This window comes from Streptomyces camelliae (assembly GCF_027625935.1).
Taxonomy (GTDB): Bacteria; Actinomycetota; Actinomycetes; order Streptomycetales; family Streptomycetaceae; genus Streptomyces; species Streptomyces camelliae.
The window spans coordinates 1122798-1136534 of the sequence record NZ_CP115300.1; the positions used below are offsets into that span (position 1 = coordinate 1122798).

At 72.9% G+C, this 13737-nt stretch carries 7 protein-coding genes and 2 pseudogenes; 7 read left to right on the forward strand and 2 right to left on the reverse strand.

The annotated features are described in order from the left end of the window. Positions 1 to 58: 58 nt before the first annotated feature. The gene (locus O1G22_RS05325; protein ID WP_270086337.1) at positions 59 to 2506 is read right to left on the reverse strand and encodes a SpoIIE family protein phosphatase; all 2448 of its coding nucleotides are present in this window, start codon (positions 2504 to 2506) and stop codon (positions 59 to 61) included. 242 nt (positions 2507 to 2748) lie between these two features. On the opposite strand from O1G22_RS05325, the pseudogene O1G22_RS05330 reads away from it, so the two are divergent. The 3 genes and pseudogenes from O1G22_RS05330 to O1G22_RS05345 form a co-directional block, all read left to right on the forward strand. Beyond that, positions 2749 to 3198 (forward strand): annotated as a pseudogene (locus tag O1G22_RS05330) (class III lanthionine synthetase LanKC N-terminal domain-containing protein); the annotation flags it as partial. A gap of 195 nt (positions 3199 to 3393) precedes the next feature. Next, a pseudogene (locus tag O1G22_RS05335) lies at positions 3394 to 5009 on the forward strand (IS200/IS605 family accessory protein TnpB-related protein). Between the two features lie 621 nt (positions 5010 to 5630). Then, positions 5631 to 7778: a SpoIIE family protein phosphatase gene (locus O1G22_RS05345; protein ID WP_270080223.1), complete on the forward strand. Its 2148-nt coding sequence runs from the start codon at positions 5631 to 5633 to the stop codon at positions 7776 to 7778. A gap of 105 nt (positions 7779 to 7883) precedes the next feature. On the opposite strand, the gene O1G22_RS05350 is transcribed toward O1G22_RS05345, so the two are convergent. Further along, positions 7884 to 9338, reverse strand: coding sequence for a S1 family peptidase (locus O1G22_RS05350; protein ID WP_270080224.1), 1455 nt, complete (start codon positions 9336 to 9338; stop codon positions 7884 to 7886). A 184-nt stretch (positions 9339 to 9522) separates the two neighbouring features. On the opposite strand from O1G22_RS05350, the gene O1G22_RS05355 reads away from it, so the two are divergent. The 4 genes from O1G22_RS05355 (at position 9523) to O1G22_RS05370 (ending at position 13737) form a co-directional block, all read left to right on the forward strand. Continuing rightward, positions 9523 to 9936, forward strand: a complete 414-nt coding sequence (locus O1G22_RS05355) for a PaaI family thioesterase (protein WP_270080225.1) — start codon at positions 9523 to 9525, stop codon at positions 9934 to 9936. 454 nt (positions 9937 to 10390) lie between these two features. After that, positions 10391 to 10606: a type A2 lantipeptide gene (locus O1G22_RS05360; protein ID WP_270080226.1), complete on the forward strand. Its 216-nt coding sequence runs from the start codon at positions 10391 to 10393 to the stop codon at positions 10604 to 10606. A 108-nt stretch (positions 10607 to 10714) separates the two neighbouring features. Then, positions 10715 to 11518 carry an HlyD family efflux transporter periplasmic adaptor subunit gene (locus O1G22_RS05365; protein ID WP_270080227.1) on the forward strand — a complete coding sequence of 268 codons (804 nt, stop codon included), beginning with the start codon at positions 10715 to 10717 and terminating at the stop codon, positions 11516 to 11518. Beyond that, a complete protein-coding gene (locus tag O1G22_RS05370) occupies positions 11515 to 13737 on the forward strand; it encodes an NHLP family bacteriocin export ABC transporter peptidase/permease/ATPase subunit (RefSeq protein WP_270080228.1) in 2223 nt (740 codons plus the stop codon). The genes O1G22_RS05365 and O1G22_RS05370 overlap by 4 nt, the downstream gene beginning before the upstream one ends.

A 13737-nucleotide genomic window follows, 5' to 3' on the forward strand; every position in this document is an offset into this window, starting at 1 on the left:
CGGCGAGCGAACCCCTCCGACCTGCCGTGTCCGGCCGCACCCGTACCCGAGTGGCGGGTCAGCCCTCGGGGACGATGTCCGCCCACACCTGTTTGCCGCCGCTGACCGGGACCGTCCCCCAGGCCGCCGACACCGCCTCCACCAGCAGGATGCCGCGCCCGCCGGTGGCCTCCCAGCCGATGCTGGTGGGCTTGACGGGGCTGCGCGGCGAGGCGTCGGTGACCGACAGGCGCAGCCGGTGGTTGACCAGGCTGAGGTCGAGGCGGACCTGACCGTCGGTGTGCACGAGGGCGTTGGTGACGAGCTCGGAGACCACCAGCAGGGCCGTGTCCAGGGTGTCCTGCGAGACGCCCCAGGTGCGCAGAGTGCGCCGGGTGAAGCGGCGGGCGTGCCCGACCGCCTGCGGGACCCGCCACACCGTCCAGCTCTCCCGCAGCGGGCGTACGGCCATCCCGTCGTAGCGCATCAGCAGCAGGGCGACGTCGTCGGTGCGGTGGGCGCCGGCGAGCAGGGCGTCGGCGACCTGGCCGAGGTGCTCGGGGTCGGCGGCGGACAGCTCGCGCACGAGCCGCTCCATGCCCTCGTCGAGGTCGCAGTCCACCGACTCCACCAGGCCGTCGGTGGTCAGCGCGAGCACCGTGCCGGGCTGGAGCCTGAGCGGGGTCATCGGGAAGTCCGCCTGCCCGAGCACACCGAGCGGCGGGCCGCCCTCGGCGTCCACGATCTCGGTGCTGCCGTCCGGGTGGCGCAGCACCGGCTCCAGATGGCCGGCGCGTACGCACCAGGCGGTGCCCTCCTCCATGTCGACGTCGACGTAGGCGCAGGTGGCGAAGAGGTCGGTCTCCATGTCCAGCAGCAGCCGGTTGGCGTGCGCGACGACCACGTCCGGGGTGTGGCCCTCGGCGGCGTAGGCACGCAGGGCGGTACGCATCTGGCCCATCAGGGTGGCGGCGCCCGCGTTGTGGCCCTGGACGTCGCCGATGACGAAGGCCACGTGGTGGTCGGCGAGCGGGATCACGTCGTACCAGTCGCCGCCGACCTCCAGCCCGGCGACAGTGGGCAGATAGCGGGCGACGGCGACCGCGCCGGGCAGCCGGGGCAGCCGGCGCGGCAGCAGGGTGCGCTGGAGCATGCCGACGAGTTCGTGCTCGGCGTCGAAGGCGTGGGCGCGCAGCAGGGCCTGGCCGGTCAGACCGGCGCAGGCGGTGAGCAGGGCGCGTTCGTCGGGGCCGAAGTCGTGCGGCCGGTCCCAGCCGATCAGGCAGGCGCCGGCCACCCGGCCGCCTGCGGGCAGCGGCAGCACCGCGAGGCCGCCGGGGCCGACGCCGGCGAGGGCGGGCTCCAGCCGACTGCCGGCGGGCCAGATCCGGGCGCGGCCCTCGCGCAGCGCCGCGGCCAGGGTGGGCATGGAGCGCACCGGCGCGTCGGGCCACTCGGTGCGCCATTCGGTGCGCCACAGCTCGGGCCAGGCCTCGGGTTCGGGCGGATCGAGGACGGTGACGACGAGGCGGTCGTTCTCCAGTTCGGCGAGGGCGATCCGGTCGGCCTGCAGCGGTGCCCGCAGGGCGGCGACGACGGCCCGGCCGACGTCCTTGACCGTGCCGGCGGTGGCGAGGGCGGCGGCCAGGCGCTGCACCCGGGCGACGTCGGTGACGTCGGAGCGCAGCGTGGAAACGTCGGCCACGGTGCCGACCAGCCGGGCCGGACGGCCCTCCCCGCCGGGCAGCAGCCGGCCGCGCAGCCGCAGCCACAGGGGCTCGCCGGAGGGCTGGAGGATGCGGAACTCCAGTTCGCGTTCGCCGATGGTCATGTGGTCGGCTTCGACCACGGACATCAGCGCGGGCACGTCCTCGGGCACGGTCCGGGCGAGGAGGGTCTCCACCCGGCCGTCGAAGCTGTCCCGGGCGAGCCCGAACAGCCGCAGGATGGCGTCGCCGACCTCGACCCGGCCGGTGTCCATGGCCAGGCTGAAGACGTCCGCGGGCAGCTCGCCGGTCTCCCCCTCGGCGGCCGGGACGGGTACGGCGACCGCGCGGGCGATCAGCTCCAGGCAGGCCCGTTCGTCGCCGCCGAAGCCGCCGGGATGCTCGCTGACGGCCAGCAGGGCGCCCGCGCCCGCCGGGCCGAGCGGCAGGGCGGCCACGGAGAAGTCCTGGGACGGGGTGCGCCGCGCCTCGGAGAAGCCGGCCAGCTGTTCCGGACCCAGCCACTGCGGGCGGCCGGTGCGGTGTGCCTCGGCGACCGGGGAGCCGCCGGCCGCCGGATAGGCGTCCCGGAGCCCGTACAGGGTGCGCGGCAGGCCCGCCGACTCGGCGAGGCACAGCTGATCGGGGTCGTCGCCGGGCGTGTACACCCCGGCGAAGGCCGCGCCGGAGAACACCAGCGCCTGTTCGAGGACCCGGTGGAGCCGGTCCGGGAGGCCCTCGGACACGCCGAGGGCGTCGAGGGCGGCCTCGGCACGCTCCGGCCCCGTCCTCGTTCCGCCGACCGCAGCGCCGTCCCTCACCACTTCGCCATTACAGCGCGTGTGAGCCTCCTGCGCAGCCCCTGTGAACGCTCCGGACGCCTCGGTGACCGCTCCGGGTGTACCGCGCGCCCGTCCGCTCGAAAGCCGCCGAACACATCTTGACCCATGAGTTCCGCACGCCGACCTCGTGACAGACGTGACTGTCCGCAGCCGTGTGACGCCTGCGCGTGTCTGTTCCGGTCACCGGGATTCCGGTCGCCGAGGACGAGAGCGGGAGGGGCATGGACAAGCGGTACGAGGTGTACGCGCTGGCCGACCGGCATTTCTACGACACCCCCGACCGGCTCTCGGCGGACGGGCGGGAGCCCGCGCCGCTGTTCGCCACGGCGCGCCGCACCGTCCCGGCCGGCTGGCACGCGGCACGCTCCGGCGACCGGCTGACACTGACCCCGCTCGGCGCGGACGGCGCGCCACTGCCGTCGCCGGCCCAGGGCTGGAAGATCCACTCCTCGGCGACCGCGGCGAACGCCGACCGGATCGCCGCCGTCGTCTGGGACTCCTGCGTACCGCGCCGCATCCCGTTCAAGTTCGTGCCCGGCCCGTATCTGCTGCACCTGCGCAACGCCAAGTACGCGGGCCGCGACACGAGCGGGAAGTTCGTCACGCTGTACCCGGCGGACGAGGAGCAACTGCACCGGACACTGCGCGAGCTGGGCGCACTGCCGGCGGGGTTGTGAACTACTGCCGGGAAAGAGGACATGAATGTGTTCCGGTGCGCATGAGTGGGTCTGTGCCGTGGTGGGCGTGCAGGGAACGAGAGTTCCGTCGTCGAATGGGTGACCTTGGCGGGTGGTGGTCGTCGAGTGGGGTGTCGGGGTTCTGCGGGTCGGGAGGGGAGGGTGAGCGTGGCGGGCGGACTGCGGGAGATGGCGGCACCGTTCGTGGTGCCCGGGCCGTCCGGAGTCGCGGTCCGTGACCGGCTCAAGCAGCTGACCGCCGAGGACGAACGAGTGCTCCGCATGGTCGGCGATCACCTCGGCTCGCTCGCCTCCCGCGACCTGAAGGCACGCTGCACGGCCGGGCTGGATCATGACAGCGATGCGTGGGCGCAGCGGAAGCGGGTACTGACCGGGCAGTCGTCCTCACGGTGGGCGGGGTCGGTCACGAAGGCCACCCACGACCAGTGGAGACTGGCCCGGCGCGCCCAGCTCGCGCACATGCAGAACCTCCAGGCGGGGGTGCGCACGATCGCACACCGACTCTCCCTGCCCGTGGGAGAGAAAGGCAGCAGCAGGCACGTGCCGGGCGGTTACCGCTCTCGGCGCGAGTGGCATGCCAGGTCCCGCCGCCTACGCGTCCTTCAGGGCCGGCTCGAAGCGGAGCGGGCCGACTGGCAGGCCGGCATCGTGCACGTGGTGCGGCGGCAAGCAGCTGCTGACCACCCGCCATCACCTTCAGGCGGCCCAGCTCACCGAGGCCGAATGGCGGGCCCGGTGGGAGGCCGGACGCCGGTTCCTCCAGGCCGACGGGGAGTCGGGGAAGCGGTTCGGCAACGAGACCGTCCGTGTCACCCCCGACGGTGAGGTGAGCATCAAGCTCCCTGCCCTGCTGGCGTATCTGGCGAACGCCCCGCACGGTCGGTACGTGCTCACCGCCCGGGTGGCGTTCGCGCACCGAGGCGAGCAGTGGGGCGACCGCATCACCGCGAACCGGGCCGTGGCCTATCGCCTCCACGAAGACATCCTGCGCGGCCGCTGGTACCTCGCCGTCTCCTGGACCATCCCTCCGGCCACGATCGTGCCCCTTTCGGCGGCCCGTGCGAACGGGATGATCGGTGTCGACACCAACGCCGACCTCCCCCACCGCCGCCTGGCGCCTTGACCTGTACGGCAATCCGGTGTACGGCAATCCGGTGGGCGCGCCACCCCGGTTCGGCTACGACCCGTCCGGCACCGCCGCCCACCGCGACGCCCAGGTCCGCCACGCCCTCATCCGCCTCCTGCACGTCGCCGAACGCCACGGCCTCGCCATCGCCGTCGAAGACCTCGTCTTCACCGCGGAGAAGACCCGCGAGAAACACGGCAGACGCAAGCGGTTCCGCAAGCTCATCAGCGGCATGCCCGTGGCCGGACTACGGGCGCGGCTGGTCAGCATGGCCGCTGAGCTGGGGATCACCCTCGTCGCGGTCGACCCGGCCTACACCTTCAAGTGGGGCGCGCAGCACTGGCAGAAGCCCCGCACCAGCACCAAGCGGGCCACCACGCGGCACGACGCCGCGGCGGTGACCATCGCACGACGCGCCCTCGGGCACCGTATCCGGCGACGGACGGCACCGCCCCCGCAGCACCAGAGCGATGCTGCGGGGCATCGGACCGCCCAGGCCGGACCTGGTGTCCGAGGGCGTGAGGGAACCCGCCCCCGCCTTCCCGGACCACGGACACGATCCGTACCGCCCGGACGCGGAGCGAACTCGGGGGACCAGTGTGCCCAACACCGTTCGGGACACGCGGCTGAGCCTGTGCAACTCATGCTCAGTCTCTAGGAACGGTATGCCGTGGCCGTCGGCACAGCCCAGGTCCGCCGCGCACACGTCCGGCGAGACCGACCGTATCCGCGCCGCCGCGCCCCGCCACGGCGTGTCGTCCACGTCCAGCCCGGGTTCCCGGCCCAGCCACTCCGCCAGGACCGCTCGCACCAGACACGCGTCGTGCACCAGGAGTAACCGGATCACTGTCCGCCCCCTCGCAAGCTCGTCCTGCCTCAATCCGCGCCGCTCTTCGCAGCTCGTTCCCGTGCCTTCCCGCCGCCCGTGCCGTCGTGCCCGGTGCGGCCGGCCCGGTGGTCACCGTCGCGGCCCTCCCCCTCGTCCGCCCTCGGCCGCCCTCGGCCGCCCTCGTCCCCCTCGTCCCGTGCGCCGTCCACGTGGTGGTCCACGGCGCGGAAAGCGCCTGCCCATTCTTGGGCGCGTCCTTCGTTCGCGGGCGCGGAGAATCGGTCATCAGGGTGCGCGGGGGCGCACGCGGAGCACTCGTACGCCGCCCGCGCTTCCGACACCTCCGGCCCCAGGTCTCGTACGGCGCGGGCGCTCGCCGTGCGCGGCGGGCTCCCGCGAGGGAGTCTGGTCCCCGGGGTGCGACGGACGGCCGGGCGAGGAGGTGGTGGCGTGTCCGACGGGCCAGGGCCAGGGTCTGGACAGGCGCCGCCGGCCGACGGGGCAGCGGCCGGCAGGCCGGTGCTGTCGCTCGAACTGACCTCGATGATCGAGGAGGTGCAGGCGCACTCCGGGGCGGTGTATCTGCTGCGCACCGACGAGCCGGTCCTGGAGATGGCGGTGCACGCGGGCATGCCCCGGGCGTTCGCGGCGCCCTGGGAGCGGGTCGGGCTGAGCGCGCCGATCCCGGTCGCCGACGCGGCGCGCGAGCGGCGGCTGGTGTGGGTGGGCGGCGAGGAGGCGATGGCTGGCCGCTATCCGCGGATCGCGGTGGTGCTGCCGTACCCGTTCGCGCTGGCCGCGGTGCCCGTGGCGACCGAGAGCCGGGTGTACGGCGCGGTGTTCGTGACCTGGCCGGGCGCGCATCCGCCGGAGCTGTCGGACAGGGAGCGCGCGCATCTGACGGCGGCCTGCGACCGGCTCGCGCTGCGGCTGGAACGGGCCGCCGCGGAGAACCGGCCGATCGGCCCCGAGGCCGATGTGCTGCCGGTGCCGGCGTCGGGGGTGGCGGACACGCTGGGCTCCGTCGAGGCGACGCGGATGGTGGCCCGGCTGCCGTACGGGCTGATGTCGCTGGATCTGCACGGCCGGATCGTGTTCGTCAACGCGGCCGCCGTCGAGCTGCTCGGCAGACCGGCCGGGGAACTGCTCGGCACGCTGCCGTGGGTGTCGGTGCCCTGGCTCAACGACCCGACGTACGAGGACCGTTACCGGGCGGCGCTGCTCAGTCAGCAGGTGACGTCGTTCGTGGCGATGCGCCCGCCGGGCGAGTGGCTGTCGTTCCGGATGTACCCGAGCACGAACGGGCTGAGTGTGCGCGTCACCCGGGCCCGGGCGATGGCGGACATGACGCCCGGGGCCGTGCAGAGCGGTCCGGCGCCGGCCCGGCTCGTGACGATCTCGCAGGTGCTGAGCCTCGCGGGCGCGCTGACCGAGGCGGTGGGCGTGCAGGACGTGGTGCAGCTGGTGTGGGACGAGGTGACCCCGGCCGTCGGCGGCAAGGCGATGGTGATCCTCGGCTCGCAGGGCGGTCGGCTGCATGTGCTGGGGCACCGGGGGTACGACGACCCGCATGTCGTGGAGCGGTTCGACGGGCTGCCGCTGACCGAGCGCACCCCGGGCACCCACGCCCTGACCAGTGGGGTCCCCGCGTTCTTCGACTCGCAGGAGCAGTTGGAGCGGCTGTATCCGGGCCGGCACGAGACCCCGGACGGCTTCGCGGCCTGGGCGTATCTGCCGCTGATCGCGTCCGGGCGGCCGGTGGGCACGTGTGTGCTGGCGTACGCCGAGCCGCACGCCTTCCCCGCCGACGAACGGGCCGTGCTGACCTCCCTCGGCGGGCTGATCGCGCAGGCGCTGGAGCGGGCCCAGCTCTACGACGCCAAGCACCGCCTCGCGCACGGCCTCCAGCAGGCGCTGCTGCCCAGTTCGCTGGCGCCGCCGCCCGGCATCGAGGCCGCCGCCCGCTATCTGCCGGCCATGCACGGCATGGACATCGGCGGCGACTTCTACGACCTGGTGCCGACGCTGCCGCTGACGGCGGCCGTGATCGGGGACGTCCAGGGGCACAACGTGACGGCGGCGGGCCTGATGGGGCAGATCCGTACCGGGGTGCGGGCGTACACCACGGTCGGGCAGGCGCCGCACGAGGTGATGAGCAGCACCAACCGGCTGCTGATCGACCTCGGTGCCGAACTGTTCGCCAGCTGTCTGTACCTGCGGCTGGATCCGGCGCGCGGGCGGGCCGTGATGGCGCGGGCGGGGCATCCGCCGCCGCTGCTGAGACGGCCGGACGGGCGGGTGCGGGTGCTGGACCTGGCCGGCGGCCCGCTGCTCGGGATCGACGCGGCGGCCGTGTATCCGACGACCGAGGTGTCCCTCGCGCCCGGCTCGGTGCTGGTCCTGTACACCGACGGCCTGGTGGAGTCCCCCGGCATCGACATCGAGGACGCGCTGGTCGACCTCGGCGGGCTGCTGTCGGAGGCCGGCGACCAGCCGCTGGAGCGGCTCGCGGACGAGGTCGTACGGCACAACGCCGCCGCGCGGGGGCGGGTGGACGATGTGGCGGTGCTGCTGCTGCGGGCCTGTACCGGGCCGTGAGGCGGGCAGCGGGTCCGGCCCTCCCGCCGGAGGGCCGGACCGTGTCCCCGCCGGCCGGGAACCGCGGGTGAGGCCGGTCGGGGAGCGCGGGGTGAGTCGCTCGGCTCAGCGTGTGCCGGTCAGGGACGACGACCCGTCCTGCGCGGAACCGTTGCCGGACTGAGCGCTGCCGTTGCCGGACTGGTCAGCGGTGCCGGCACCGGACGGGGCGCTGCCGCTGCCCGTGCCCGACTGGTCACCGGCGCCGTTGCCGGAGGGGTCCGTGGCCGAGGCGGACGGGTCGGCGCTGCCGCCGATCTGGTCGCCGCCGGCGCCGGCCGGGTCGCTCGCCGAGGCCGACGGCGCGGCGGAGCCGGACTGGTCGCCCGCGCCGTTGCCCGCGTTACCGGCGTTGCCCGCGTTGCCGTTGCCGAGCGTCGCGCCGGTGGCCTGGAGGGCGGCGGTGACCGGCTGGAAGAAGGTCTCGCCGCCGCTGGTGCAGTCGCCGCTGCCGCCGGAGGTGAGGCCGACCGCGCCGCCGTCCTGGGTGAACAGGGAGCCGCCGCTGTCACCGGCCTCCGCGCACACATTGGTCTGGATGAGGCCGTTGACGGTGTCGGTGCCGCCCGGGACGGTCTCGCTCGCGAAGTTCACGGTGGCGTCCAGGCCGGTGACCTGGCCGTTGTGCAGTCCGGTGGTGGAGCCCATGCGGAAGACGGTCTCGCCGACGGTGGCGTCGGCGGCCTGGGTGATCTGCACGGTCTGGCCGTTGCCGGCATTGACCGTGCTGGACGTCTGTGTGGTCTTGTCGTTGTACTTGACGAGCGAGAAGTCGTTGCCGGGGAACTTGGCCTGGTCGACGGTGGCGATGGGCTGGCCGTTCTGGGAGTCGGACCAGTCCTTGGCGGCGACTCCGCAGTGACCGGCCGTCAGGAAGGCGGGGCTGCCGTCGGCGGCGGTGACGTTGAAGCCGAGGGAGCAGCGCACGCCGCCCTGCTGGGTCTGGGCGAAGATGGCGTCGCCGCCCGCGACGAAGGTCTTGAAGGTGCCGGCGGACCTCTTCAGCGTCGCCATCCCGGAGCCGAGGCTCTGCACGGTCGACTGCAGTCTGTCCCACTTGGCGCCGGTGACGGTGGAATCGGCGGTGACGAGGACCTTGTTGGTGCGCGGGTCGACGGCCCAGGAGGTGCCGGGGATCGTCGCCTTGGTCTTCAGCGTCCCGGCGGCGGCCTTGAGCGCGCTGGTGCTGTTCTGCACCTGACGGACGACGGCGCCCGCGTTCTTGACCTGGGCGATCACGTTGTTGTCGCCGTTGACCACGTTCACGACCAGCTGCTGCTTGCCGCTGTCGAAGTACGCTCCGGCGAAGGCCTGGCCGAGGATCTTCTGCAGCTGGGCGGAAAGACCCGAGGCCTGCGAGGCCTTCAGGGTCCGGGCGGTGCCGAGGGTGCCCGCCGCGTTGGCGTCGTTCTTGTCCTGAGAGGCGTTGGCGTTGGGCAGCAGGAGAGCCGCCGCTCCGAGCGCCGCGACACCGCCCACCGCTATCGCGGCCTTGCGCTTGGGCATTCGCTTGTGACTCAACTTCTCGACCTCCTGGGGACGGGGGTCTGCCGCTCATCGGCAGTTCGGGATCGGGGCGCCTGGATGGCCGTACGTACGCACCGGGCGCGCGCCGTGTTCAAAGCGGTGGCGCAACTTCCGCGCGGGGCGGGCGAATCGGCCACGCGACGCGTGCCTGGGCGGGCGGCCGGGAACAATCCCCCATATGACGATGACCACCGCCGAAGCCGACAAGATCCTCTCCGCCAACTTCGCACCCTGGGTGCTGGATCTCGGGTTGCTGGTCGAGGACGTCGGCGAGGACCGGGCCGTACTGCGTCTGCCCTGGTCCGAGCGGCTGGCCCGGGAGGGCGGCGGGCTGTCGGGACAGGCGCTGATGGCGGCCGCCGACACGGCGACGGTGCTCGCGGTGTCGGCTGCGCGGGGTGCCTTCGTGCCGATGACGACGGTGCAGCAGTCGACGTCGTTCCTGAGGCCGGTGACCGGTGCGGATGTCCTGATCGAAGCGGTCCTGACGAAGCTGGGCCGCCGGACGGCGTTCGCGGACATCACGCTGAGCGACGCCGGCTCGGGCCTGCCGGCCGCCCGGGCGAGCACGGTGTATGCGATTCTGGGCTGACACGGTCCGCTACTGATCAGTAACGGTCCGTTCCCGACGCTGAGCGGAATCCCGGCTTCAGGGAATCTCCACATCGAATACCCAGACGGGTCACCGCCGACAGCGGATCTGCACAACCGCGCGCCCCCGGCAACACGTTTGGCGCGGAGTGCCGGATTCGCCGCTCGCGGCACAAGGGGCGGGACGCGGCGATGCCGCGCGGCTTGTGAAGGAGTCGCCGACAAGCCGTGCGCACGCCTGCACGGATGAGCCCGTTCCGCAGCCAAGTGCCCAGGTGAGCGCGTTGGTTGATTGGAAGCGCGCCCCGCGTGCGTGCTTTGATCCATCGCACCGCAGGGTCGCTGCGGGCTCTCGGGCCATGGGAGCCGGCCGGCCGCGGTCGCGGCCGTCCGTCTGTCCCCAGAGGGGGCCGCTCCCCCCTTGTGAAATATCCATCAGGAAGGGAAGTTCCATCATGAACTCCACCCCCCAGGTTGAGACCGTCGAGATCTCGGACGCCGAGCTGGACAACGTCTCCGGCGGTCTTTCCGTGAACACCCTCAACACCGTGACCGGCGCCGTCAACGGCATCGCCCCGGTTTCCGGCCTGGTCAACACCGTCGTCGGCACCGCCGAGGGTGTCACCGGCCTGAACGTCGCGCCGGTCACCAACCTGGTCGCCGGTCTCTGATCGCACCCAGGTGTCACCGAAGTCCCGGAGCTGTTTCCCCGCTCCGGGACTCTCGGGTGCCCGCGTCTGTAGTCGTCACGCTGTCTGTCCTCGGGTGAGGGAAGTCCCGTGCAATTCCGCCAACAGGCCCTCGCCAAGCTCCAGTCGCCGGAAGAGCTGGACCTTCCGGTGCGCCTGGCCCGTCCCCAGGGCTGGCTCGCGCTGGGGGTCACCGTCGTCGTCATGGCGGCGGCCTCCGTCTGGGCCGTGACCGGTTCGGTCGCCTCCACGGTGAGCGCGCCCGCCATCCTCACGCACGGGCAGGGCAGTTACCTCCTGCAGAGCCCGGTGTCCGGCCAGGTCACGGCCGTCCTCGCGCAGCAGGGCGAACAGCTGCCGGCGAACGCCCCGGTCCTCAAGGTCCGTACCACGCAGGGCGATTCGGTCGTCCGCACGGTCGCCGCGGGCCGCGTCACCGCGCTCGCCGCCACCATCGGGCAGATCATCCAGACCGGCACGAACGTCGCCGCCGTCGAGAAGGTCGCCCACGCCTCCGACCCGCTGTACGCGACCGTGTACGTCCCCGCCGAGAACGCCGCAGCCATCCCCGCGCACGCCTCCGTCGACCTCACCGTGTCCTCCGTGCCGACGCAGACGTACGGCGTCCTGCGCGGCGAGGTGAAGGCGGTGGACCGCGAGGCACAGTCGGCCCAGTCGATCGCCGCGTTCCTCGGCGACAGCCAGCTCGGCCAGCAGTTCACCCGGGGCGGCCGCCCGGTGGCCGTCACCGTCGCGCTGGACACGTCGGCGACGAAGAGCGGCTACCGCTGGTCCACCTCCGACGGGCCGCCGTTCGGGCTCGACTCGATGACCCTCGCCTCCGCCTCGGTCAAGCTGGCCGACCAGCGTCCGATCGATTGGCTGCTGCCGTGAGCACGACTCAGGAAACCCGCGGCCGCAGACGGGCCGCCCCGGCCAAGCGGCCGGTCCCCAAGCCCCGCGGCGGCACGGTCCGTACCCCCACCGTGCTCCAGATGGAGGCCGTCGAGTGCGGAGCCGCCTCCCTCGCGATGGTCCTCGGCCACTACGGCCGGCACGTCCCGCTGGAGGAGCTGCGCATCGCCTGCGGTGTCTCCCGCGACGGCTCGCGCGCCTCCAACCTCCTGAAGGCCGCCCGCAGTTACGGTCTGACGGCCAAGGGCATGCAGATGGACCTGGCGGCCCTCGCGGAGGTCGCGGCACCGGCCATCCTCTTCTGGGAGTTCAACCACTACGTCGTCTTCGACGGCATGGGCCGCCGCTTCGGCCGGCGCGGGGTGTACATCAACGACCCCGCCAAGGGCCGCCGGTTCGTGCCCATGGAGGAGTTCGACGGCAGCTTCACCGGTGTGGTGCTGGTGCTGGAGCCCGGCGACGGCTTCAGCAAGGGCGGACGCAAACCGGGCGTGCTCGGCGCGATGCCGGCCCGGCTGCGCGGGACCGCGGGCACCCTGCCCGCCGCCGTCCTGGCCAGCCTGCTGCTGGTCGCGGTCGGCGCCGCCGTGCCCGCGCTCAGCCGCACCTACATCGACATGTTCCTCATCGGCGGCCGGACCTCGCTGCTCGGCACGCTGTTCGCGTCGATGGGCACCTGTGTGCTGCTCACCCTGGTGCTGACCTGGCTCCAGCAGGCCAATCTGCTGCACGGCCGGATCATCTCCTCGACCCTGTCCAGCGCCCGTTTCCTGCGCCATCTGCTGCGGCTGCCGGTCACGTTCTTCGCCCAGCGCTCCCCCGCCGACCTGGTGCAGCGCCTTCAGTCCAACGACCAGGTCGCCGAGACCCTGGCCCGCGACCTCGCGGCGGCCGGCGTGGACGCGATCGTCGTCGTCCTGTACGCCGTGCTCCTCTACAGCTACGACCCGCAGCTGACGTTCGTCGGCATCGGCGTGGCCCTGCTCAACGTGGTCGCCATGCGGCTGGTCGTACGGCTGCGCGCGACGCGTACGGCGAAGCTGCGCGCGGACACGGCACGGCTCACCAACACCTCGTACACCGGCCTTCAGCTGATCGAGACGATGAAGGCCACCGGCGGCGAGGACGGCTACTTCCGCAAGTGGGCCGGGCAGCACGCCACCACCCTGGAGGAGGAGCAGCGGCTCGGGGTGCCGAGCGCGTGGCTCGGGGTGGTCGCGCCGACGCTGGCCACGTTCAACAGCGCGCTGATCCTGTGGATCGGCGGGCTCAGGGCGGTCGAGGGGCACATCTCGGTCGGTCTGCTGGTCGCGTTCCAGGCGCTGGTGGCCCGCTTCACCGCCCCGCTCACCCGGCTCAACGGCGTGGCGGGCCGCATCCAGGACTTCGCCGCCGACGTGGCCCGGCTGAAGGACGTGGAGAACTTCCAGGCCGACCCGCTCTACGCCCGCCCCGGCGGCGCCGACTCCACACGCCGGCTCCAGGGGCACGTCGAGCTGGAGAACGTCACCTTCGGCTACAGCCCCCTGGACAAACCGCTGCTCAGCGGCTTCGACCTGACCGTGGGTCCGGGGCAGCAGGTCGCGCTGGTCGGCGGCTCGGGCAGCGGCAAGTCGACGGTGTCCCGGCTGATCTCGGGCCTGTACGCCCCGTGGGACGGCGTGATCCGGATCGACGGCCGCCGGCTGGAGGACATCCCGCGCGGGGCGCTGGCCTCCTCCGTCTCCTTCGTCGACCAGGACGTGTTCCTCTTCGAGGGCACGGTCCGCGACAACGTGGCCCTGTGGGATCCGTCGATCCCGGACGAGGCCGTGGTGGAGGCGCTGAAGGACGCGGCCCTGTACGACGTCGTCATGCGCCGGCCCGGCGGCATCCACAGCACGGTCGAGCAGGACGGCCACAACTTCTCCGGCGGCCAGCGCCAGCGCCTGGAGATCGCGCGGGCGCTGGTGCGCCGGCCGAGCATCCTCGTGCTGGACGAGGTGACGAGCGCGCTGGACGCGGAGACCGAGCTGATCGTGATGGACAACCTGCGCCGGCGCGGCTGCGCCTGTGTGGTGATCGCCCACCGGCTGAGCACGGTCCGCGACAGCGACGAGATCGTGGTGCTCCAGCACGGCACGGTCGTCGAACGCGGCAGGCACGAGGAACTGGTGGCGCACGGCGGCACGTACGCGGCACTGGTCAGGGAGCGGTGA